Annotated in this window: 25 protein-coding genes; 15 read left to right on the top strand and 10 right to left on the bottom strand. The window is 64.8% G+C overall.

Going from position 1 to position 21,010, the window contains the following annotated elements; all coding sequences use genetic code 11:
• The 12 genes from F9K20_RS05810 to F9K20_RS05755 form a co-directional block, all read left to right on the top strand.
• A partial coding sequence (locus F9K20_RS05810; RefSeq protein WP_290998457.1) for a hypothetical protein occupies window positions 1-281 on the top strand: 281 nt, incomplete at its 5' end.
• Between the two features lie 34 nt (window positions 282-315).
• Entirely contained in the window at window positions 316-885 is a 570-nt protein-coding gene (locus F9K20_RS05805; RefSeq protein ID WP_290998455.1) for an HPF/RaiA family ribosome-associated protein, read from the top strand.
• Between the two features lie 12 nt (window positions 886-897).
• Window positions 898-1,386: a DUF2267 domain-containing protein gene (locus F9K20_RS05800; RefSeq protein ID WP_290998453.1), complete on the top strand. Its 489-nt coding sequence runs from the start codon at window positions 898-900 to the stop codon at window positions 1,384-1,386.
• A 377-nt stretch (window positions 1,387-1,763) separates the two neighbouring features.
• Window positions 1,764-3,008 carry a site-specific integrase gene (locus F9K20_RS05795; protein WP_290998450.1) on the top strand — a complete coding sequence of 415 codons (1,245 nt, stop codon included), beginning with the start codon at window positions 1,764-1,766 and terminating at the stop codon, window positions 3,006-3,008.
• A gap of 110 nt (window positions 3,009-3,118) precedes the next feature.
• On the top strand, window positions 3,119-3,982 hold the full coding sequence (locus F9K20_RS05790; RefSeq protein ID WP_290998447.1) for a hypothetical protein: 864 nt from the start codon (window positions 3,119-3,121) through the stop codon (window positions 3,980-3,982).
• Window positions 3,983-4,072: 90 nt separating this feature from the next.
• Complete coding sequence (locus F9K20_RS05785) at window positions 4,073-4,324, top strand: AlpA family transcriptional regulator (RefSeq protein WP_290998444.1); 252 nt, start codon at window positions 4,073-4,075, stop codon at window positions 4,322-4,324.
• Window positions 4,325-4,515: 191 nt separating this feature from the next.
• Entirely contained in the window at window positions 4,516-6,315 is a 1,800-nt protein-coding gene (locus tag F9K20_RS05780) for a hypothetical protein (protein WP_290998442.1), read from the top strand.
• 43 nt (window positions 6,316-6,358) lie between these two features.
• Window positions 6,359-7,147 (top strand): hypothetical protein, encoded by a 789-nt coding sequence (locus F9K20_RS05775; protein ID WP_290998439.1) that lies wholly within the window; start codon window positions 6,359-6,361, stop codon window positions 7,145-7,147.
• Between the two features lie 182 nt (window positions 7,148-7,329).
• A complete protein-coding gene (locus F9K20_RS05770; RefSeq protein WP_290998437.1) occupies window positions 7,330-7,740 on the top strand; it encodes a hypothetical protein in 411 nt (136 codons plus the stop codon).
• Window positions 7,741-7,776: 36 nt separating this feature from the next.
• Entirely contained in the window at window positions 7,777-9,513 is a 1,737-nt protein-coding gene (locus F9K20_RS05765; RefSeq protein ID WP_290998434.1) for a DUF87 domain-containing protein, read from the top strand.
• A gap of 116 nt (window positions 9,514-9,629) precedes the next feature.
• Window positions 9,630-10,181 carry a hypothetical protein gene (locus F9K20_RS05760; RefSeq protein WP_290998431.1) on the top strand — a complete coding sequence of 184 codons (552 nt, stop codon included), beginning with the start codon at window positions 9,630-9,632 and terminating at the stop codon, window positions 10,179-10,181.
• 240 nt (window positions 10,182-10,421) lie between these two features.
• Complete coding sequence (locus F9K20_RS05755) at window positions 10,422-10,580, top strand: hypothetical protein (RefSeq protein ID WP_290998428.1); 159 nt, start codon at window positions 10,422-10,424, stop codon at window positions 10,578-10,580.
• A gap of 265 nt (window positions 10,581-10,845) precedes the next feature.
• Here F9K20_RS05755 and F9K20_RS05750 read toward each other — a convergent pair whose 3' ends face one another.
• From F9K20_RS05750 to F9K20_RS05705, 10 genes are all read right to left on the bottom strand, one after another.
• A complete protein-coding gene (locus tag F9K20_RS05750) occupies window positions 10,846-11,043 on the bottom strand; it encodes a hypothetical protein (RefSeq protein WP_290998426.1) in 198 nt (65 codons plus the stop codon).
• A 233-nt stretch (window positions 11,044-11,276) separates the two neighbouring features.
• Window positions 11,277-11,825 (bottom strand): hypothetical protein, encoded by a 549-nt coding sequence (locus F9K20_RS05745; protein ID WP_290998424.1) that lies wholly within the window; start codon window positions 11,823-11,825, stop codon window positions 11,277-11,279.
• 45 nt (window positions 11,826-11,870) lie between these two features.
• The gene (locus F9K20_RS05740) at window positions 11,871-12,170 is read right to left on the bottom strand and encodes a HigA family addiction module antitoxin (protein ID WP_290998422.1); all 300 of its coding nucleotides are present in this window, start codon (window positions 12,168-12,170) and stop codon (window positions 11,871-11,873) included.
• Window positions 12,171-12,183: 13 nt separating this feature from the next.
• Window positions 12,184-12,468 (bottom strand): type II toxin-antitoxin system RelE/ParE family toxin, encoded by a 285-nt coding sequence (locus F9K20_RS05735; protein WP_290998420.1) that lies wholly within the window; start codon window positions 12,466-12,468, stop codon window positions 12,184-12,186.
• Window positions 12,469-12,933: 465 nt separating this feature from the next.
• Window positions 12,934-13,212 (bottom strand): hypothetical protein, encoded by a 279-nt coding sequence (locus F9K20_RS05730; RefSeq protein ID WP_290998417.1) that lies wholly within the window; start codon window positions 13,210-13,212, stop codon window positions 12,934-12,936.
• A gap of 30 nt (window positions 13,213-13,242) precedes the next feature.
• Window positions 13,243-15,510: a phage tail tape measure protein gene (locus tag F9K20_RS05725; RefSeq protein WP_290998413.1), complete on the bottom strand. Its 2,268-nt coding sequence runs from the start codon at window positions 15,508-15,510 to the stop codon at window positions 13,243-13,245.
• 115 nt (window positions 15,511-15,625) lie between these two features.
• On the bottom strand, window positions 15,626-16,300 hold the full coding sequence (locus F9K20_RS05720; protein WP_290998410.1) for a phage tail assembly protein: 675 nt from the start codon (window positions 16,298-16,300) through the stop codon (window positions 15,626-15,628).
• Between the two features lie 296 nt (window positions 16,301-16,596).
• Window positions 16,597-17,838 carry a hypothetical protein gene (locus tag F9K20_RS05715; protein ID WP_290998407.1) on the bottom strand — a complete coding sequence of 414 codons (1,242 nt, stop codon included), beginning with the start codon at window positions 17,836-17,838 and terminating at the stop codon, window positions 16,597-16,599.
• Complete coding sequence (locus tag F9K20_RS05710; protein WP_290998404.1) at window positions 17,835-18,146, bottom strand: hypothetical protein; 312 nt, start codon at window positions 18,144-18,146, stop codon at window positions 17,835-17,837. The genes F9K20_RS05715 and F9K20_RS05710 overlap by 4 nt, the downstream gene beginning before the upstream one ends.
• On the bottom strand, window positions 18,143-18,784 hold the full coding sequence (locus F9K20_RS05705) for a ParA family protein (protein ID WP_290998401.1): 642 nt from the start codon (window positions 18,782-18,784) through the stop codon (window positions 18,143-18,145). Before F9K20_RS05705 ends, F9K20_RS05710 begins: the two co-directional genes overlap by 4 nt.
• Before the next feature lie 200 nt (window positions 18,785-18,984).
• On the opposite strand from F9K20_RS05705, the gene F9K20_RS05700 reads away from it, so the two are divergent.
• The 3 genes from F9K20_RS05700 to F9K20_RS05690 all read left to right on the top strand — a co-directional run bounded on the left by F9K20_RS05700 (window position 18,985) and on the right by F9K20_RS05690 (window position 20,995).
• Window positions 18,985-19,221, top strand: coding sequence for a plasmid partition protein ParG (locus F9K20_RS05700; protein WP_290998398.1), 237 nt, complete (start codon window positions 18,985-18,987; stop codon window positions 19,219-19,221).
• A 5-nt stretch (window positions 19,222-19,226) separates the two neighbouring features.
• Complete coding sequence (gene xerC, locus F9K20_RS05695; protein ID WP_290998396.1) at window positions 19,227-20,186, top strand: tyrosine recombinase XerC; 960 nt, start codon at window positions 19,227-19,229, stop codon at window positions 20,184-20,186.
• 71 nt (window positions 20,187-20,257) lie between these two features.
• A complete protein-coding gene (locus F9K20_RS05690; RefSeq protein WP_290998393.1) occupies window positions 20,258-20,995 on the top strand; it encodes a hypothetical protein in 738 nt (245 codons plus the stop codon).
• Window positions 20,996-21,010 lie beyond the last annotated feature (15 nt).

Below are 21,010 nucleotides of genomic sequence, written 5' to 3'. Positions count from 1 at the left end.
GCTCTGCCCTCCCCCCCCCAAGGGCACCGGCACTCATGGCGCCGACCTCACCCTCAGGCCGGCGCCATCTTGTTTTTGAGTTCGCTGGCTTGCAGGCCGCCGCCTTGGACAGAAAAATCAAATCAACTGTGATCGTTTTTCTTCGGCCGCCGAAAGCCGACGCAATGTCACAAATTTCGACACTTCGTTACAGAGCTCAGCAAGTGCCGATACTTTCCTGCTGCAGCTTCACCGGTGTCGGTCGTCCGGTACAGGCGTGTCTGCATGTTCACTGGGCCTGACGGACCACATTCAAATGGCGAAAGAAGCAATCCGATGCAGGTTCCACTGCAAATTGTCTTCGAGCATATCGGGCATTCCGATCCCATCGAAGCGCGCATTCGCGATGAAGCGAAGAAGCTAGAAGAGTTCTATGACCGTATCACATCGGCGCGCGTCGTCGTCGGTCGCCCGCAGCATCGTCACGAGAAGGGCGACACGTACCAAGTGCGCATTCACCTCGCTGTCCCGGGAGCCGCCGACATAGTGATAAGCCGCGATCCGGCCGTCACCGGAGTGCATGAGGACGCTTACGTGACGATCCGCGACGCGTTCAAGGCAGCTCGACGGCAGCTGCAGGATGCTGCGCGCGAGCGGCAGGGCCAGGTGAAGGTTCATCAGGAGCAGCCGCGAGGCGTCATTGCTTCGCTGCGCCCCGATGAAGACTACGGTTTCATCCGATCCGCAGATGGCCGTGAGATCTACTTTCACCGCAACAGCGTCGAGGGCGGGGCGTTCGATGCGTTAAGCGTCGGTGACGACGTACGCTACTCTGAGGAGATGGGAGTAAAGGGGCCACAGGCTACTTTCGTGCGCCCAGGACGAAAACATCAACCGGTTAGCTAGGAGCGCCCCACAATGACTGTTCCTGCAACAATCTCCCACGCTGTGCAGCAGACTCAAGAGTGGCTCAAGGAACTACGCGAGACCGCGGGTCTGGAGGACGAGGCAGCGGCGCTGACTGTGCTGCGTGAAGTTCTACATCAGTTGCGTGACCGGCTCTCGGTCGAAGAAGCCGTGGACCTTGCCGCTCAGCTGCCGATCATCGTGCGCGGCATCTATTTCGAGGGCTGGCAGCCGGCGCATGCGCCGCAGAAAGTGCATACCAAGCAGAAGTTCTTGGATCAGGTGACCTTGAAGCTTCTGCCCCGTCAGATTCCGCCGGAGCCGGCGGTGCGAGCTGTCCTCGCTTTGCTTGCGCATCACTGCGATCCGGGCGAGATCGGCGACGTAGTTGGGCAAATGCCCTCTGAGCTGAAGGAGCTGTGGCCAGCGACTGCCGTGACGTTCAAAGCACGCGCATCGAAGACCGCCGGCGCCGCGCACGGTGCCAAGCGGGGTCACTGATCCGGCGCGCGCCGCCCGGAAGCGTTGCGGCGAAGCCGTTCGACCCGGTTGAACCCAGGCCGCGTGAAGGGATCGCTGTGAAAAGTCTCACGTGAGACTGTTTCGGCGCCAGACTCAGAGATCGCGTTCCGGTTTTATTCCAGACTAGCGCATTGAAAAGCTTTGGTGCCGGCTGCAGGACTCGAACCTGCGACCCCCTGATTACAAATCAGTTTAAGCGGCTGCTCGCTACGTCTCGCCATGTTCCATGCAATCTCCACATAGCCCGGAATCTACGGCATTAATCGACAGTTTTTTGTATCGTGCTGTCTTGCGGCGACTCGCTCTAGCGCCGATTTTTTATGCCAATGGAGTGCCAACGGGGGAGCGCTTGAGGGATGCCCAAAAAGTCGGCGAAGGTGATCGCAAGTGTCGTCGAGGTCCGTCACGCGGCACCCGGTGAGTACCGGGTCGAGGGGAGCCCCGGCCTGCTTCTGCATGTGAGCTCCGCCGGCAATCGCTCATGGGTGTTACGCTACCAGTCGCCAACCCATGGGCGCCCTCGCCGGATGGGCCTCGGAGCATTCCCACGCGTCAGCCTTGCCAATGCCAAGGGCCTCGCCGACGCCACCGGCAAGCTCGTCGCCGCCGGTCGTGACCCGCTTGCCGAGCGTGCCGAGCGTGCCCGTGCCGTTTCGGTGGGGGCGCTCTGCGATCAGTGGCTGACGATGTATGCCGACCGCGAGCGCAAATCGAGCAAGGAGGAGCGGCGGATCATCGATCGGGAGATCCGCCCAGCGCTGGGTGACATTCGCGCCAATGCCTTGACGCGGCGCGACGTGCTGACCGTGATCGATGCTATCGGGGTGCGCGCACCGGTCCAGGCGAACCGCACTCTGTCGACGCTTCGTACCGTCTACAACTGGGCCATGTCGCGGGACATGGTCGCCGCCAATCCAACCCACGGCATCAAGAAAGCTGCCGAGACGCCACGTGAGCGCACGCTCTGCGCCTCTGAGCTGCGCGCGCTTTGGCACGGACTCGAGACGGTGCCCGACATTTCCGCCCTGACGCGGAACGCGTTTCGGCTTCAGCTGCTGACGGCATGCCGCATCGGTGAGGCGTTGGGCGCGGCCAAAGCAGAGTTCGACCTCAAACGTCGCCTTTGGAACCTGCCTGGCACGCGGACCAAGAACGGCAAGGCACACGAAATCCCGCTATCGAAATGGGCTTGCGAGATTGTGCGTGAAGCATCAGTCGCCGCCGGCGACAGCCAATGGCTGTTTCCTGGCGAAGTGAGCGGCAAGCCCGTTCGCAGGGACACACTCAAGGCGGAGCCGATCGCCCTGCGCGGGGCACTCGAAATGGAGCCGTGGCGCTCGCACGACCTACGCCGCACCGTTGCGACCTGGCTCGGAGAGTACGGCTTTCCAGCCGAGGTCATCGAGCGGATTCTGAACCACTCCAAACAGGGGGTGACCGATCGGCACTATAACCACGCGCCGATGCGCGAGCCGATGCGGCGCGCGCTCGAGACCTGGGCCACCGCGCTTCGCAAGATGGTTGAGGGGCACGCTGGTGTTGCGCGTCGTCGATGGGAGAGCCGTCAACAGTCTCAACGCGGCGCTGGGGCGCACGCATGATGGGAGCGCGATCTGCCGATTGCCAGCAAGTCTCGCTCGATGCCGACGAAGAGCTAGAGCTGCTGATGGAGAACATCAGACGGTTGTTCGGTCCCGAGCGATCATGGGGTATGCGCCCCCTCAGCGATGCTCAACGGTGTGAACAAGCGAAGCGATTGGCCAAGTCCGTGGGGCGCGCCCGCGCCGCCAGCATGATAGATCAGGCACGACGGAACAAAATCCGGCGGTATCTGAGCCATCGGCAGCACAGGCCACCTGGGGTACGAGGCGAGGCCGGCCGCATCGTCTTTGCGCACGACCCGGATCTGCACGCAACATTTGAGGCCATTGCGGGCGATGCGGAGAAGCTTCTCGCCAAAGGACTCAAGTCCCAGAGCGGCGGCCGCGAAGGGATGATTGTATCGCTCGAGATCGCATGCCGACTTATCGAGCGGCTGCCGCTCGCTCCGAACGCAATGTCGAGCCTGCTTGAGGCCATCACGGCCGTGCAGGATGGTCTCCAACTTCTGCGAACGGGGGAAAGTATCCGAGCATTCTCGCATGGACCGCGGCCGCCGAAACGTCCGCGCAACGACGCGCGCAAGCGGGAGTTTCGCATCCGCTGCGTTTTGCTTGTCGTAGTTCTGACGGCGCTCAATGCGAAGGATGCGGTTGGCCGCGTTCACCAGAAGGGGAAGCAGGCCGCTGGCTTCTTGGGCTACGACGATTTCACCCGAACCAAGGTTCACAATTGGTTTCGCCGGCATACCACCGCGTGGAACGCTTGGTGCAAATCTGGTTGCCATGTCGATGACCACACGCCGGAGGAGGTGATCCGACGCCAACACATCGAGCTGCTGCAAAAGATCGGCGATATATGCGGCAGCAGCAACCTGAGAGCCTACAAGGACGTCCTCATGGCGTCCATCGATCTTGCCAACGTCGATCGACCGCTCGATGTACTAGCCCGTCGGGGGCACCAGCATGCGCACTAAGTGCGACTGTTACTGCGCAGACGATACCGCCACCGTGTCCCGTATCGAGTCGTCGCATGTAGCGGCGCATCACTGCGACACGGAGGCCTCATGCCCAGCACACCCGTACATGCCCCCAGCGCCCCGCGCCTGCTTTCCATGCGCGATGTCGTCAGGCTGACGACCTACGCCCGCCCATCGATTTACCGACTGATCAGGCAGGGTCGTTTCCCGATGCCCCTAAAGCTGGGGGAAACGAAGATCGCGTTTCGCGCTGATGAAGTCGCGGCGTGGCTGGCGGACCGCCAGCGGGCGACGATCAAGCTTGAGGACTGCACCAGCCCGGTAGAGAGCCGCCCCTGAAACGGCGAAGGCCCAGCGTGCGGCGCCGGGCCTTCAGTCGATGACATCCTATGGCACCAGTAGCGTTCGCGTGACCGGGTGGGCGGGTGCCCACATTCGCTAACAGCGCCTACGCGCACGTATACGCGGGTTCGCGGGGCGTGGCTAGGCGCAGATCGGATCGCCCCCACATGCGCGCACAGGCTACTGCTATGGAACGCCGCGTCAACGGGCGCTCGCCCGCGGCAACTGATAGCAGCGATCACGCCATCCTCTCCCAGCTACGGCGGCTCGGCCACGCGGAGCTCGATCGGCGAACCGACGAGCTCGCCATCGCCGGCGGCACACCAGAAGAACGGCTTGAGCTGCTGCAGCGCCTGGCGCGTGGCTATGGCGAGGTCATCGCCTTGGGCGTCGTCGATCGCAGCGAGGTCGGAAACCTGCTGCGCGAGGCGGCTGTCGCATGCGGCCTGGTCAGCGATCTCGGCGAGGATGCGGTACAGAAGACAACCGCCGCTGGTATCGAGGCTGGCGAGCGCGATGCACTGGACGAGCGCGCCCAGCGCGTTGAGGGCGCGCCGATCGATCTCGAGGACGCGCGCATGGGGCAGCGTGATGCGCTGCTGTCCGTCTGCGACGAGATCGAGCTATGGCGCTCGCCCGAGGGCGAAACGTTCGCCACTATCACAGTCGGTGATCACGTAGAGCACCACTCGATCAATGGCCGCGCGTTGTGTGACTGGCTCATAGGGCAGGTAGCACGGCGCTACCGCAGCAAGGGGCGGCCGGCGTCGGTCGGCGGAACTGCGATCCGTGACGCGCGTATGGGCCTCGAGGCGCGCGCGCACCTGAGTGGGAAGGTGCGGCGCGCACCGCTGCGTGTCGCAGGGCACGATGGCAGCATCTATATCGACCGGGGCACGCCCGACTGGTCAGTGATCCGTGCGTCGCCGGCGGGCTGGGATGAGGTCCCCAGCGCACCGGTGCCGATGATCCGGTCTCGGCGCATAGCGCCTCTGCCTGATCTGCCGCGACGCGGCAGCTTTGATGGGCTGCTGCGGTTGCTCGATCGAATCCACCGGGACGATCTCATTCTGCTCATCGCCTGGTGCCTCGGCGCGCTGATGCCGGACGGGCCTTATCCTGTCCTGATCATCGGGGGCGAGGCCGGCGCTGGGAAATCTACGGTCGTGCGGTTGCTGCAGCGCGTGGTCGATCCGGTTGCCGGTGACCTGCTTCAGCCACCGCGCGACGATCGTGACCTGATTGCAGCCGCGAGACATGGTCGCGTGCTCGCATTTGACAATCTGAGCAGCCTACGCGCCGACATGGCGGACAGTCTGTGTCGTCTGTCGACGGGATCGGAGATCGGCGGGCGCGCGCTCTATAGCGACTACGACACGGCCACCTTCGCCGCATGCCGGCCGATCATCCTGAACGGCATCCCCGACCTGGCTGCGCGGGGGGACCTCGCCGACCGCTCCATCATGGTCACTCTCGATCCGCCAAGCAGGCGGCTCACCGAGGCCGCCTGGCGTGCAGCGGCCGAGGCCGTGCTACCTGAGGCACTAGCGGCGCTGCTCGATGCCCTGGCGGTGGGGCTGCGGCGACTGGGTGAAGTCGAGACGCCCAACGTGCGGATGGCGGATTTCGCACGCCTGGTCGTCGCGGCCGAGCCAGCGCTGCCGTGGCCCCCTGGCGCGTTTCTCGAGGCCTATGCCGCCAATCGTGCCCGGGCGACCGTAGCGCTCGTCGACGGCGATCTAGTCGCCAGCACACTGCGCTCGTTCGTGCGCGATCACGGCGGATACTGGCAGGGCACCGCAGCCGAGCTCTATGCAGCGCTGGGTGAGCGCGTGCCTCTGGAGGCTAAACGGTCAGGCGACTGGCCGGGCAATGCCAGATGGTTCGCCGATCGGCTGAAGCGCGCCGCGCCGGCGCTTAGGGCGCTGGGCTGGCAGATCGGCGAACGACGAACGTCCAGGGGTTCAGTCATAACAATAGGCGGGTAGCGTCACTAGCGTCATAGCGTCATCCCATGGGAGCATCGCCATCATGCGCGGAAGCGAACCTCCGGTGTCACTGACCGAGCAGCAAGCAACCTTCTGCAGTCACTACGCTCAAAACCAGAACGGCGCCCACGCCTTTGCGCACGCATATCCCTGGAGCCGGTCTAAGAGGCCCAAGGCGCGCAGCGAGTACGCTCGTCGCCTGCTGCGCAAGCCCTGGATCCTCGCCAAGGTCGCCGACCTCCGCAACGAGAGTCGAGCCGATTGGTGCGCCCGCGCCGAGCCCCAGCAAGCTTCGGCGTCACTCAACGGGCAGCAAGTCGCCTTCTGTGAGCACTACGCCCAGAACGCGAACGGGGCGCGTGCCTACGCAGCTGCCTATCCGGATAGCCGGGCCCTCGGCAGCAACGTCCTCAGCGAGCGAGCGCGCCGCCTGTTGCGCAAGCCGTGCATCGTCGACAGGATCTCCCATCTTCGCGGCGAGATGAGATCGGACGTGTGTTCCGCCACCGAACCGCCGGCGCAGGTGCTGCCGGTGGTTACCGCCGACGCTGCTGCGCCGACGCAAGCCGCGGCCGACCTGGAACGCCTCGCCCTAGTGGCCTTCGACGAACGGCAAGCCGATGTTGTTCGGCTCGCTGCGCTACGCCGCCTTGACGCTGGCCTGGCGGCGCTAGCCGGGGCGGCGTCGGCCGATAAACGCGCACCGACCATTCGCGTCGAGGTTTTCATCGAGATGCGAGAAGCGAGTGAGGATCGTGCGCCAGCGCCGCCAGCAGAAAGCTTTGAGGCGATGTTCCTCGAAGCGCGACAATCAAGTGATGAGCCGTCATGAGCGTGGCAGCAGAGCCGAGCTCGCGGGTCCTTTCCAGGCCCTCCCCCCCAGCGTGCGGCGCGGCGGCGGCCCGAGGCTCGACAATTTTTTGAGGGCTAAAAACTCGAATTCCGATTCCGCTTTGATGAGGAGAAGAGCCCATGACCCGGGGAAAATATGCTTCGAATCTGGAAATGGGAGGCGTGTCGGCCGCGAAGTTGGCTTCGATCCTCGCCACTCCGCCGCTGACGGAGCGGGCCATACGGCAGCTCGTTGAACGTGGCTACTTAGTCAAGCGACGGCGGGGTGCGTTCGACTTGACAGCCTCGGTTCAAGGCTATCAGCGCTATCTATACGAAGCGAAGGCGGTGCTGCGTCGAGATGAAAACATCGTCTCTGCGGCGCGACTTGGAGCCATCCTCGCTGTCGGCGAGCGCTGGATGCGTATGCTCGCCGACGATGGCTATCTCGTGAAGACCGGCCGCGCCGAGTACGAGCTCGCTGCCTCTGTGCAGGGCTACGTCAGGTTCGTCCGCGAGACGGCCAGTGCCGCCCGCCGCAAGCCAAGGCGAGATGCTGGTCGCGACCCGATCGAGGAAGGCGCCGAGACCTGAGCGCAAGCATCCCCATTGCTGAACGAGGCCATTTTCGTGAAGACGATCGTTCCCAATATCCCCGACGCCGCGCTCGACCAGCACATGGCCATCATGGCCATGACCGGGGGCGGCAAGAGCTTCACCACGCGCGTGATCGTCGAGCGTCTGCTCGACGCCGATCGGCGCGTGTGCATCCTCGACTACACCGGCGTCTGGTACGGCCTGCGCTCGACTGCCGACGGCAAGAAGGCCGCCTACCCGATCGTGATATTCGGCGGCGAGCACGCCGACGTGCCGCTCAACGAGGCCGCCGGCCCGACGCTGGCCAAGATCGTCGCCGAGGGGAACCGGCCTTGCACTATCGATCTCGACGGTATGACGGTCGGCGCGCAGCAGCGCTTCGCCACGGCGTTCTTTGAAGAGCTTTACCGGCTCAACAGCAAGCCGTTGCATCTGGTGATCGAGGAAGCGGACGAGTTCGCGCCACAGCACGGCGCTCCCGGCACCGAGCGGATGATGAGCGCGGTGGCGCGCATCTTCCAGCGCGGCCGCCGCAAGGGCTTCCGCGCCATCGCCATCACCCAGCGGCCAGCGAACCTGCACAAGCGCGTGCTCACCCAATGCAACAGCATGATCGCGCTGCGCCTCGTCGCGCCGCAGGATCGCAAGGCGCTGGGCGAGTGGATCAAGGGCCACGGCGACGCCGACGAGGGCCAAGCGGTGATCGATAGCCTGCCGAAGCTGAAGGTGGGCGAGGGGTACGTCTGGGCGCCCGAGCAGGGCGTCTTGAAGCGGGTGCAGTTCCCGCTCATCAAGACGTTCGACAGCATGCGCGCGCCGGTCGACGGCGAGGCTAACGAGCCGGCTACCTGGGCCGATATCGACCTTGACGCGATCCGCGACGAGATGGCGACGGCGATCGACGAGGCGGCAGCCAACGACCCCAAGAAGCTGAAGGCCGAGATCAAGCGCCTGCAGACCGAGCTCGCCAAGGGTGCCGGCATTGCGCCCGGCGCCATCACCGAGGCCGAGCAGCGAGGCCTCGACCGCGGCCGCCGCCTGGCACACGAGTTCGTCGCCGGGAAGAAGGTGGCGCCGTTCGTCGAAAAGTCGCGCGAGATCTTCGAGGATCTGATCAGCGGGCTGGCATCTGAGATCAACGTCTACCTCGGCACCAAGGTCGACAGCCCCCTGCCGGCGACGCCGGCGCCGAACGCGGCCCATCGAGCGCGCCCACCCGAGCCGGCCCGTGCCGCCCCAGCGCCAGCGGCCGAGGCGCGCGCCATGCCCGAGGGCTTCAAGATCAGCGATAGCCGGCAGCGGATACTCGATGCCCTCTACTGGTTCGAGGGCATCGGCATTAAGCAGGCCGACAAGGTAGTGCTGGCGTTCATGGCCGACGCCTCGTCGACGTCGAGTGTCTACGCCAACAACCTCGGCGCCATGCGATCGGCCGGCCTGCTCGACTATCCCCGACCGGGTGAGGTGATCCTTACGGATGCTGGCCGGGATCTCGCGCGGCTCGACGCGCCGATTCAGTCGCTCGCCGACCTGCACGACAGCATCGCGCGGCGCCTCACGCGGCCGCAGGCGCGAATCCTCAACGAGGCGATCGACCTCTATCCGAACCAGATCAGCAAAGCCGACCTCGCCGAGCGCGTTGAGGCTTCCGCCACATCGAGCGTCTTTGCGAACAACCTCGGGCGCTTGCGCTCGATGGGGCTGATCGACTACCCGCAGCCCGGCCGGGTCGTGGCCACCGATCTGCTGTTCCCCGACGGCCTTGACTGAAGCGCGATGTCGAACGGCCGCGCGTTGCTTCGAGCGCGGCGAATAAGGTAGCTTGGTCCCGCAATGGGCTCGCCGACGCCCGTCGTAGGCTCGAGGCCACGAACTGAGGTGATGCGATGTCCCTGATTATTCGATGGCATGGCGACGGTATCGCCAAGGTGATGGCCGCCACCGAGAAGCTAGCCGGGCCGCAACGGGTGAAAGTCCTGAACCGGGCGATCAATCATACGGGCGACAAGGTGTTCACGCTCGTTCGGCGCACGTTGTCGAAGCAGATCGGCGCGCCGCAGCGCGCGATCGAGATATACGGCAAGCTCCACAAGTCGCGGTCATCCTGGGGAACGCTGACCTATACAATCTGGTGCACGGGCGGTCCGATACCGTTGAAGCACTTCCGGGCTTTCCAGGTGACCGAGGGCGTTTCGGCCGCGCCGTGGAATCGGCGGCGCCCCTACGAACATGCCTTCATTGTGAAGTCGCGCGGCGGACACGCATTCTGGCGCGAAGGGCGAGGCCGCCTGCCGATCAAGCGCATCGCCGGCCCGAACGTGCCGAAGGAGATGGTCAAGGACGCGACGGCGGCGGCGTTCAACACCGTGACCAACACCGAGATGCCGCGGCGCGTCGAGCATGAGATCAAGCGCCTGACGAACGGCGTCCTGAGCTGACCCGCGCCGGGCCCGACGCCAAGCGCGGTCACCGGGCTATTTCCCAGCGCATCGCGTAGTGCGGTGTCCGTATGGCCCTCACCTTCGGCGAGTTCAGGGGGGATGAGCGCTGGCCCGGCGTGGTGCGGCGGGCAGTGCGGCTGGGCGGCGACGGGATGGCGTATCAGGCCGGTTCGCTGGTCGACTTCGGCAGCTTTTGCCGAGTTAGGCCGCGCGCCACAGCGCGGCGAGAAGGTCATCGTGCTCAGGTACCAGAACGGCGTCACCGAGGCGGCGGTGACCGAGTACATGGTCGACAGTGCGCAGCATCGATGGGTGCTGCAACCTGCGCCGCTCGCGCTCGACGCGCTGCCGCCAGGCTGCAAGATCGAGATCGTCCGCCTCGTCGTCGGATCCTAGCGTCTCGAGTAGGGCGCCGCATGGCGCAATCGAGCCACGCCGTGCGGCAACGCCGAGAGCGGTAGCACTCACCGCACGACGCGTACGCCAAGGCGGCAAATTTCGCGCGTTGTGGCGGGCGCATGCTGTCCGACGTGGGTGAGCTGTGCTCGACATTCGTCGCCGTCTAGGCCGGCTCTGCGGCCCAGCGCTGCGTTGAGCATTACAACGTGACGGGGAATCTCAATCCGGTGCGTTCTAGTCCCGATAATGAGACTTTACGGGACTAGCCCGCACTCGACCGTCCCTCGGCGATGGCGGCGAGCTTCTCATCGAGGGCAGCGAGCTTGTCCTCGATGACGGTGAACCGCTTGGTGTGCTGCGCCATGACGTGACGGATGTCGGCGATCTGGTGGTCGATGCTCGAGAACCGCAAGTCGAGGTCCTCGAGGAGACGAGCATAGAAATCCTTCAAGTCCCCCATCGCTGCTCCACCATGCGCCGACTTCCTTCGCGGGCAGTCTAATCACTTTCCACGTTCGATCACCAGCGGGCATGCCGCCCCTATCCGCGGGACTAGCCCGCACTCGACCGTGTTCACGTCGTGGGCGGGCAGGCGCGGCGCAAAACGGTGGCATCGAGCGGCGTCGCCGATCCGGCATCTTATCAACAGCAGTGTGCAACTCGAGGTTTGCCCCTGGCGCTGGGAGCACGCGCCTAGCGGCCCTGCATCGCCTTCTTGAACGGATCTTCGACGATCTTGCCGGTGACAGGCGTCGCGTTGCTTTCCTGCCAGGCCATAGCGAACTGCTTGCCGATCGCCTCAGCCGTATCGGCAACGTAGGATGGCTCTCGAACTTGAGCGGCCGCGACAACATAGTGCGACCAAAGAAGAACACGCCGCTGGGTTTCCTCGGCCTGATAGGGCAGCCTCACAAGTATCGGTGTCGTCAGTTGAGCAGTGAGGGCGTGCACGCACCAGCCTTGATCGCTCTCTGCCGATGAAACCGAGATCTCGAGTTCGCTTTGGTCATTGTCGGCGAGCTTGGTGTAGGCGCGTATCGGGAGCAGCACGGCGCTCGTGAGCGGCCCCTCCTGCAGGTCGCACCTCTTGCTGGCTTCGCTAAGCCGAACCCTAACCGTCACGCCCGTCAGTCCCGCCAAGCGCCACTCGACTCGCTCCGGTGAGTTCGGCGCCTGACCGACGGCAGCCGTAGCTGCTGTCAAGCCAACGCCGAGTACAATGAGCCGCAACACGGCACGCATCCGACCCACCTTACCCCCATCGATCCCGCGCTCAGCCGGTTGCAGTTAGGCCGCCTTGAGACGTCGCAACCCTTTGCTCTTCCACTTCTTGCGCGTTTCCCAGAGATCACGCTCGGCCTGCAACGCCAGCCAAGCCTCCGCCGTCGAGCCGACGACTGCCTCAAGGCGCAGAGCCATTTCCGGCGTGACGCCACGCTTCAGGGTGAACAGCTCGTGCAGCGTCTGCCGGCTGATGCCCAGCGCCGATGCCAGGGCCGGTTTCGTCATCTTCAGCGCTGGGAACACATCCTCGCGCAGGATCTCGCCGGGGTGCACGGGTTCAATCGATGCGTGTCGCCTGCCCATGGTGTTTTGCCTTCTAGTGGTAGTCCTCATAATCGACATCGACCGCGTCGGGGCCTTCGTTCGACCAAGCGAAGGTCAGTCGCCAATTCTGGTCGACCCACACCGCGTAGCGCCCGGCCTTGTCGCCGCCGAGGCGATGAAACCGCCAACCCGGCACGTCCATGGCCTCGGGCACTTTTGCGACGTCCAAAAGGCCGAGCTGGCGTCTGAGCTTGGCAGTATGGCGCTGATCGACGCGGCGCGCCTCGCCCTTCCACCAGAACCGCTCCAAGGCTTTGCTACGGAAGCTCTTGATCATGGACCGGATGCAGGTTTGCGGCGGCCCCTAAGTATTGGCATTCATTACTAAGTGTCAAGGCGAGCGTTACATCGCTTTGCCCATTCGTTGGGCGGCCGCTATTCTCGTCAGCTGCGAAAAGATCGCTGCCCGCTGCAGCAGCGAGAAGTCTGCGTCGTGGATGTTGTCTGCGCTGAGGTGTACGAGGAGCGGCGCCAATGCGGATGCGTGACGAGCGCTCGCTGCGCCAGCGCCAATAGGGCGGCGGTGCGTGCCTCCGTTGCGTCGCAGGCCGCATGCTCGTTGAGCTAGCCCCCGACCGCCGCCCCTACCTACTCGATGGGGCCCGGCGCCCGCTCGGTCCAATGGTGACGGCACATGGCATCGAGGCCCCGCCAGTGGCACTGCCATCAGGCCGGGTGTGCGAGGTTGGCTTTCTTGGTCGTCCCGCGGAATGCCGACCCGCTGGTGTCAGGCGTGCAAATCTCAATGCCGACCTGAGGCGAGCTTCTGCTGCACGATCGCCAAAAGGCGTTGCTGCGCCACAGGCGCGTCGCGAGTCGTCCGCTCAAGGTGCTCAAAAATCTCAGTGCGACTCAACACCCCTTTGTCGATGAGCAGGTCGATAGTGGCGACTAGCAAATGGCCCTGTGCCTCGACGATGTCGAACAGCTCCGCTGCCTTCGCTTCAAGCAGGGTGCGCATTTGCTCGGCTATGCTGGTGATGCCGTGCTCCATCGCCGTCTTCAGTTCGTCGTTAGTCATAGTTCCCTCGCTATCCTTCCGTGCCGATGGTCAGCGTCCTGCGTCCGAATACGCGCCTCGAATGGCGCTCTCCACCTGGCTGCCGGCGGCGCGCGCAGCTGCCGCGGCGGCCGGCGCGCCGTCGGCGATCCCGGCAGCAAACGATTGAATGAAGCGGCGCCCCTCAGCACGCGCATCCAAGCCGGCGAGGATGGAGCGGACCTGCGTGACCGCCGCCTGCGCCGTAGCCGGGAGGCCCTGAACATCGGTGGTGACCTGCGACGGCGAGCCGATCTGGCCTTGCGCAACTGCGCCGCCGGCATGGTCGATGGTGCTCGCGGGTGATCTAGCGTCAGCGCCTTTGGCCGCCGGGAACAAAAGGTCGTGGAACCCTCCGCCGAAGAGCCAACCGAGCGCGCCCCAGCCATCCTTCACGTTGCCGTTCTGATCAGTGCCGCCTAGCCACTGCGCGATGTCCCTCCAATCGCCGCCACTGACCGCCTTGTTCAATCGGTCCCATTCGTCGGCGACGTGACCAACCTTCAGCCCCAAGCCATTGAGGAAGTCCTCGAGCGGTTGCCAGTTCTCGTAGACGATTGCCGCCGCGCCGAACGCCAGGCCGGCGACCGTGAGTGTGCGCAAGCCCCGGGCGGCGAAGCTCGCCGCGCGGCCGAGCCGCGATGCTCGCGATCCGAAAGCGCTCATTCCTGCGATCATGCGAGAAGACGCAGCGCCAGCGCCGCGGCCCATAAATAGGCCCAGCCCGGCCGCCCCGAGGCCGTACCCCGCTTTGGCAATGTTGCCGAGCCCGCGAAGCGCAAATCCGAGCGGCACCGCCACTGCGCCGAGGGCCAACAGACTTCCGATGGCGCTCTTCGCCCACTTCGGCGAATCGGCGAGCCAATTGGCAAACCACTCGAGATTGCCGACCGCGGCTTGCATCCCGCCGCTCCTCAAGAGGGCGAGATAGAAGCGGCGCCATGCCGCCTCCATCGCAACGATCCGGCCGGCATCGCTTTCGCTGTAGCCCAGCGCGACGAGTTCGAGAAACTTGCCTTGGTCGCTGAGCAACTCGTCGCGCAGCGCGAGCGTATCCTCGAGGACGCTGTTTATGGCGAGGTACTGGTGCAGACGCCTGGGCTCGCCGATGAGGCCGAGAATGCCAGGGCCGGCGCGCCCCTCTTTTACCGCTTTCGAGACCTCAGCGAATAGTGCGAGCGGATCGAACTTCCCACCGGCGCCGTGCATGACGGCAGCGATCTTGGATAGGGCGATGTCGCGGTCCTCGGCGCCGGCGAACTTGAGCCCCTGCTTCTCTAGGAGCTCGAGCACTTCGCCGATGATGGCCGGATCCTTGAGCCGGCCATCGCGCTCCGCCTTTTCGAGGCTCTTCAGGATGTTGCCGCGAGCACCCTTCTTGAGCTGGCCGGGGAATAGCTGAACAAGCTGTCCAGTTGCCCGCAAGGGGTTGACCGCCGAGAAATCCATGAACTTGTTGATGTCGATCCCAGCGCCAGCCATCGCTGCACGTCCTTCCGGCGTCATGCGCAGAAAGCGCGTAGTCAGCGTCTTGAGCGAGGTGCCGGTCTCCTTCTCCATTAAGGCGACCTGACTGCCCATGGCGATCATCGCGACGGCGTCCTCGAAGCGACCGCCGAATGCACCGTGAACGCCCATGTAGTTGCGCATGCCCTCCTCAAGGGCGGAGGCGGACGTGCGCGTTTTCGCGCCCGCCAGCGCGAGAATCGATGCCCATGCGTTTACTTGCGCGCGGTATGCATCATCGTCTTCCGGCGCGCCGTAGACGATGCCATAAGTCCCGAGCGATTTTGCCATCGCCGACGGGTCTACGTCTTTGTCGGAAATCCACACCTTGCCGGATGCCTCCATGACGGAGGTCGCCTTCTTGTAGTTGAGGCCCATCTTCGTGGCCTCCATGCCAGCCTTCGCGAACAACTCCGGCATGACCCCGTACTTCTTTGAAAGGTCGATGGCTGTCTGCCGCATCTCCTCGGCCTGCTTCTGAGCTGGCTTGATAGCCTTGGTGTTGCCCATGAGGGCCGCCGTCGTACCCCAAATCGCCTCGTTGAACTCGCGCGTAGGCTCGACGACGGACCGAAATGCATAGCCCGCCGTCAGTGCCGAAGCACCAGCTCGCAAAAAGTGCTGACCAGCGCGGCTGGCCTGGCGGCCGGCATAGACGAGCGGCATCGCAGTGGCCGCTCGGTGCATCGAGCGCAGGGAGCTTGTGATGCCGCGCGCCGGTCCTGAGACGCGATCAGACAAGCTGATGACGAGTCGGGAGGTTAGGGTCGCCATGCCTTTGTGTCCTCGGCCTGGTTGTCAGCGTTACGCCGTATCGCAACCATCCACTCGGCGGCTTCGGAGAGTGTGATCCTATGAACTTCGCCAAGCGGCGAATTGAGCGCCTTGGTCAAGGCGAGGGCAACATCGCGCCAGCCGGCGTTGCCCCGTTTGCGCTCGCCCGATCCGGCGGCGCTGTTGCGCCATCCTCGAAGAAAAAATCGAAATATCTTTCGAGGCGAGCAACGTCGCGCAGGCGCAACCGCATGACGAGCGGGATGACCAGGCCAGAGCACGCGGCGATCAGTGCCGCCGTCTTCTCGCCCTCGAGGTCCATGCGCTCGATCGCAATGCCAGTCTCGATGTCGGGCTCCCTGACCATGATGGTGGTGAGCACCTGCGCGTCCGTAGCCACCGGGGCCATGAGATCGAACGTTCTTGGGTCCGAGAACGGGTTGTCGACGTCGCCGGATGCTTCCGCAAGCACGTCGGCCTCGATGCCACTCCGCACGATCTCTTCAATCCACCGGTTGCACGCGCGGGCATCGCGCTGCTTCATGCGTCGGATCGCGGTCTCGGGAACGTCAGAGAGGACAGAAAGCATACGCGCCGTTTGCTCGGCGAGGTTCGCTGATTTTGCCCTCTGGACAAGGACGCGGTGCCGAAGCTCGGGTTCGATGAGTGTGATCTGCGTCCATGTTTTTCCGGCGTCGTCGTGAATGGGTACAGCGAGCGAGAACGTCTTGCTGAGCCCCGCTGTGTTGCCCGTCACCACCGGAACCGGTGTGGTCGTCTTCGTCGCCATGACTGCCTCCGTTGTTCTGATGAACGGCGCGGGTGCTGGGCGCTCGTGGGCCAAGGCTGCGCGCCTGAGATGTCATCGCCGCATGCAGCGAATCACCTTGGCCATCATGCTGAGTCGCAGCGATGCAAGAAAACCTATTCCGAGAGCGGCGGCGAGCCGGTGAGGCGAGTGACGCGAGTGACGCTATTTCCCCGATGCGTTGGTGCTACTCAGGGACCGCCCAATGACGCTATGACGCGAGTGACGCTATTTCCCCTCTGTTTCGACAACCCCCTGCGCTAGGTGCGCGAACTCGCCTAGCCCGTCTTGCCGACCGTCACCATTGGGCCTAGCCGGCGGCGTCTGTGGCCCAGCGCTGCGTTGAGCCTGCTACCCGCAGTGCCATCGACAACGCACCGCGCTGGCGTGCTGTCGATGAAGCCCGTCGCCGGCGTGACGACATCACCGGTAGGCCGGTTCGCCGTCCACGCCATGCCCACGATCTCAGCATCACCGCGCGAAGTTTCGCAGGCCAGTCCAACGCGCGTGAACAGCACCATCAGGGCCGTTCCGATCTCCGCGTCAGGCAGCGGAGCGCGATCAAGATCTGCGCACCAGTTGTGATAAGCGGTGCGGATGTCACGCACGCGCACGCGGCCCTTTGGGGCCGGTCGGAACATGGTGCGCGCGAACAGGTCGGCCTCGTCGGCGGCTTGGCGCGGTGGCGGCGCAAGGTCGGGCTCGCTCGGCGGCGGCGGGATGCTGGCGATCAATGGGATCTGCGCCTTCGCGGTCGTCGTCGTGGTCGTCGGCGCTGGGGGCGTGCTACGGTGCGTCGCGAAGGCGATGAGGCTCGCCGCCAGGCCGTTCGCTGCGATCGAGGCAAGCCCAGCCGCGAGAAGATCGATCCACCAAGCCTCGACACTGAGGCGGTCCGCAAGCGGCGTCGGCGAGGCGGGTATCGGGATCCCAGCGAGTGCAGCGCTGGCGGCTCCTAGGCGCTGCTCGGCTGCCTTCCGGTCGTCGGCAACCTCGCGCCGTGCCGCCTCGACCTCGGCCGCGGCCGTATTCACCTGCTGTTCGAGCAGGGCGCGGCAGTGTTGCCGGCAACCATCCTCGGCCGCCTTCTCGATCGCGGCGCGATCGGCCGTAGCTTTGGCCCCCTTGGCGGCCGCGAGACGCGGTGTATCGCCGATGGCATCGAGGCTGCGCTGGGCCTCCACTACCGCAGCGCTGGCCTTGGCGCGCTTCTCCATCGCATCGCGAAGGGGTGCCTGCTGGCCCTCGCGGTTTGTTAGTGTCCGTTCGGCGGTCATTAGCAGCGCATAGGCCTCGCCGGCGCCCAGCGCGATGACAAGCAGGATCGCCAATGTGCGCCGCCGATGGCGCCAGGCGATGCCGGTCACAGCTGCGCCGATCGCCAGGCCGCACGAGAGCGCGATCAACATCGGCGCGGTGGTCGTTGAATAACCGCCGGTGTTGAAGATCGCCGAGTTCGTGACGCAGCCGAGGATCCCGACGCCCACGGCAGCGGCAAGTGCCTGCGCAATGCGGTTCATGCGATTGGCTTTCCCTTGTAGTCATGCCGGCGCTTCAGCATATCGAGCGCTTCCTCGAGCACGTCGGCGACACTCACGGCACAGCCGCGCTGCTCCGCGAGATGGCTCTTGATGCCGTGCACGTCGGCGAAGAACGACGGAGAGCACCTAAAGCCGATTTGCGCGGTACGCACCGCGACCTTCCGCAGGCGCTGGGCCTCGGTGAGCTGCGATCGCCGCTCTGCCTTCTCGCGCAGCTTCCTGGCCTCGTTGCGCGCGGCCGGCTGGGCGGTGAACATGGCGACCCAGTTGTCGACCTCCTCGCTCATGCGCTGGCCCTCGCCTTTGCGGCCTTGCGCGCCGCAGCCTTGATCTCACGCCACAGCGCCTCGATTTCCTCGGCGGCCTTGCGGTCCTTCTCTGGGCCGGTCTTGCCGGTGGCGATGGCGTTGACGTACTGGACCCGGTGCGCGATCACGGTCTCGGCAACCGGCACCTTCCATGCCGCAAGCACTTGGCGCGCCTGCTCGACGAGTTTGCCGTCGTGCTGCGTCTTCCCGTTGATGACCACGAGGCATGGCGTGCCGGCCTCTTGGCAGAGCGAGATACAGTCCTGCGATGCCATCAGGTCGAGCCCGCTCGCCCGAACGGGGATGACGACAAGCGTCGAAGAACGCACCGCATCCTCGGTGACGATCAGCGAGCCAGGCGGGCCGTCGAGGAAAACGTACTCGTAAGGGCTCGTTAGCCCCACCGCCTCGACAGCCTCGCTGGCCCGGTCCTCACCCGTGAGCAGCGCCGGGTTGTCCGGCGAACCGCGCCTGGCGTACCAGTCGGAGTAGCTGCCCTGGCTGTCGAGGTCGACGACGCAAACTGCATTGGTCGTTGCCGCTTGCACGGCGCACGCGGCCGTCAGAGTCGTTTTGCCGACACCACCCTTCGAGTTCAACATCCCGATGACGATCATCGCGGCTCTCCTCTCGGCCTTATGGCCCCGACTCATCCGGGCCGCCTAGTCAACCGCCACTGCTTAGGCATCTGAACGGTGCCTAGGCGTGGCGCTGATGCGTCACGGCACCCTGTCAGGTAATCCTTGACATGCTTAGTATGCTAGCCTACTAAGCATAGACAGTCAACTAGACGAGCTAGCTAGGGAGGCCTAGAACCATGTCCGTGGAGCAATTGAGCGGCGTGGAGTACGACGATATGGGCCCGAAGCCGGGTTACAAAGCGCCAAGCCGAGAGGGCAAAGTGTCGATTCTCGTGCATCTTGATGAAGAGGTTCGCACCGCATTCAAGGTCGCCACCATCGAGAACGGCACGAGCATGCAGGACGCGATCGTGGCCTTCATCACCGACTATGCGGGGCCAGTCCTGAAGCGCATGAAGCGCAACAAGGAGTGATACCCATGGCGGCGCTGATCACATTGCAGGCCGCGTCGACGAGTACGACGGTTGCCGTGCCGTCCGTGCATGAGCGCATTGCGTTCTGGCTCAAGCATGCGCGTCCGAATACCGGCGCGGCGTATGCCGGCGACCTCCATCGCTTCGCGACTTGGCTCGGCGAGGCAAGTCTCGGCGCTGGGCTCGCGCAGCTCTTGTCCATGCCGCGCGCGCTCGCCCTTCACACGCTCGAGCGATATCAAACACACCTCAAGGGGCAGGGGCGCGCGCCGGCGACCATCAACCGTGCCATCTCGGCCATCAACGCGGCACTGAAGGAAGCGGCGAAGGCGGAGGTCGGCCCCGGTGATCTCCCCGTGAAATCTCTGAAGGTGCGCGCTTACCGCGACACCAAGGGCCCAGGTCTCGCCAAGACGTCACGGCTCCTTGAGGCGATCGACGCCGGCCGCGGCCCTGTCGACCGGCGCGACCGCGCCATCGTGCTGCTGATGGCCCAGCGCGGGCTGCGGCGGGCCGAAGTCGCGGGGCTCGTTGTCGCCGACGTCGATCTCGCCGCCGCGCGGATCCGCGTCCGTCGCAAGGGCTCTGACGAGGCCGAGTGGCTCGCGATCAGCCAATCGACGGTCAACGCGCTGGGCGCCTGGCTCTCCGTGCGGCCGACAATGGCCGCGCCTGACATCGAGGCGCTCTTCGTGGTCGCCACCAACCGGAAGCGCGGCGCTGCGATGTCGGGCGACTCAATCTATCGGATGCTTGAGGCACGCGGCCGCAAGATCGGGGTGCGCGTCCGGCCACACGGTCTGCGCCACGGTGCCATTACCGAGCTCATCCAACGCAGCAACGGCAACGTGGCTATGGCGCAGGCCTTCGCTGGGCATGCAAACCCGAGCACGACGACGCGCTATATCGACAATCTCAACGACCTGGCTGGGCAAGGCGTGCGGCTGTTGGGCAACGTGTTCTGACGTGACGGCGCCGGCTCGCGTGAGGCCGGCTTCTGAAGTGGCATTCGAGTGGAGTGAACATGAGTATGATTATGTTGATCGCCGCCCAACTGCGGCGACTGTGGTTCGAGCTCGACGCGTACGACCGGACGATGGAAAGCATCGGCGATGATTTTGCGGAGAGTAGCCACATCGAGGCATCAGGCGATGATCTCCTAGAGCGGATCCGGGCCATGGAGACCGTGCTGATGCACTTCCGCCCGACGACCAGCCTTGAGGCCGCGATCATTGCCACAGTGCATGCCGACCGCGCTGCGGTGACTGAGCACGACTACCTCGACCCGCCGCTTACCCGCGACCACCGCAATCCTCGCCTACCCGCCCAGCTGGCAGATGCGTCGACGTTGGAGGCGCGTGCAGTGCCCGGCGAGCTCGGCCGCGCGGCCGCAGCGTTGCGCGATTACCTCCTCGACAAGAGCGGCAGCGATGACCTCGGCCTGCGCGGCTTCTTCGAGTCATGCCCCGGAGTGATCACTGAGCGCACCACCTCGCAGGGGAATGCGCCGCGCGATCATGATGCGGCCGCCGGCGCGGCTGAGCTCCTCGCGCGCCTCGAGGCCGACTGCCTGGCCGCCTACGACGAGCATGGCGGCTTGGTGCGCGCGAGGGCCGAGACAGAAGACTCAGCGCAAACCGCGCGTCGCGAGATGAGAATGCGGGAGCTGGCGGGTTTCATCGACGCTCTTGAGGACGCGATCGCGGCGCTCACACTAGGACGGAGGAACGCAAATCGCGCACGCTTCGAATTGGCTCGCCGCGCCTCGTCCTAGCACCTGGATTTTGTG

Source organism: Hyphomicrobium sp. (assembly GCF_009026145.1).
Lineage (GTDB): Bacteria > Pseudomonadota > Alphaproteobacteria > Rhizobiales > Hyphomicrobiaceae > Hyphomicrobium_A.
This window is presented reverse-complemented; position numbering and strand designations above follow the sequence as displayed.

Excerpts from the sequence above, each read along its gene's own strand:
- F9K20_RS05725 (WP_290998413.1), bottom strand. The coding sequence starts at position 15,510 with ATGGCGACCCTAACCTCCCGACTCGTCATCAGCTTGTCTGATCGCGTC.
- F9K20_RS05790 (WP_290998447.1), top strand. The coding sequence starts at position 3,119 with ATGCGCCCCCTCAGCGATGCTCAACGGTGTGAACAAGCGAAGCGATTG.
- F9K20_RS05690 (WP_290998393.1), top strand. The coding sequence starts at position 20,258 with ATGTTGATCGCCGCCCAACTGCGGCGACTGTGGTTCGAGCTCGACGCG.
- F9K20_RS05775 (WP_290998439.1), top strand. The coding sequence starts at position 6,359 with ATGCGCGGAAGCGAACCTCCGGTGTCACTGACCGAGCAGCAAGCAACC.
- F9K20_RS05785 (WP_290998444.1), top strand. The coding sequence starts at position 4,073 with ATGCCCAGCACACCCGTACATGCCCCCAGCGCCCCGCGCCTGCTTTCC.
- F9K20_RS05730 (WP_290998417.1), bottom strand. The coding sequence starts at position 13,212 with ATGACTAACGACGAACTGAAGACGGCGATGGAGCACGGCATCACCAGC.
- F9K20_RS05740 (WP_290998422.1), bottom strand. The coding sequence starts at position 12,170 with ATGGGCAGGCGACACGCATCGATTGAACCCGTGCACCCCGGCGAGATC.
- F9K20_RS05800 (WP_290998453.1), top strand. The coding sequence starts at position 898 with ATGACTGTTCCTGCAACAATCTCCCACGCTGTGCAGCAGACTCAAGAG.
- F9K20_RS05760 (WP_290998431.1), top strand. The coding sequence starts at position 9,630 with ATGTCCCTGATTATTCGATGGCATGGCGACGGTATCGCCAAGGTGATG.
- F9K20_RS05715 (WP_290998407.1), bottom strand. The coding sequence starts at position 17,838 with ATGAACCGCATTGCGCAGGCACTTGCCGCTGCCGTGGGCGTCGGGATC.
- F9K20_RS05720 (WP_290998410.1), bottom strand. The coding sequence starts at position 16,300 with ATGGCGACGAAGACGACCACACCGGTTCCGGTGGTGACGGGCAACACA.
- xerC (WP_290998396.1), top strand. The coding sequence starts at position 19,227 with ATGGCGGCGCTGATCACATTGCAGGCCGCGTCGACGAGTACGACGGTT.
- F9K20_RS05805 (WP_290998455.1), top strand. The coding sequence starts at position 316 with ATGCAGGTTCCACTGCAAATTGTCTTCGAGCATATCGGGCATTCCGAT.
- F9K20_RS05700 (WP_290998398.1), top strand. The coding sequence starts at position 18,985 with ATGTCCGTGGAGCAATTGAGCGGCGTGGAGTACGACGATATGGGCCCG.
- F9K20_RS05780 (WP_290998442.1), top strand. The coding sequence starts at position 4,516 with ATGGAACGCCGCGTCAACGGGCGCTCGCCCGCGGCAACTGATAGCAGC.
- F9K20_RS05795 (WP_290998450.1), top strand. The coding sequence starts at position 1,764 with ATGCCCAAAAAGTCGGCGAAGGTGATCGCAAGTGTCGTCGAGGTCCGT.
- F9K20_RS05705 (WP_290998401.1), bottom strand. The coding sequence starts at position 18,784 with ATGATCGTCATCGGGATGTTGAACTCGAAGGGTGGTGTCGGCAAAACG.
- F9K20_RS05735 (WP_290998420.1), bottom strand. The coding sequence starts at position 12,468 with ATGATCAAGAGCTTCCGTAGCAAAGCCTTGGAGCGGTTCTGGTGGAAG.
- F9K20_RS05750 (WP_290998426.1), bottom strand. The coding sequence starts at position 11,043 with ATGGGGGACTTGAAGGATTTCTATGCTCGTCTCCTCGAGGACCTCGAC.
- F9K20_RS05745 (WP_290998424.1), bottom strand. The coding sequence starts at position 11,825 with ATGCGTGCCGTGTTGCGGCTCATTGTACTCGGCGTTGGCTTGACAGCA.
- F9K20_RS05710 (WP_290998404.1), bottom strand. The coding sequence starts at position 18,146 with ATGAGCGAGGAGGTCGACAACTGGGTCGCCATGTTCACCGCCCAGCCG.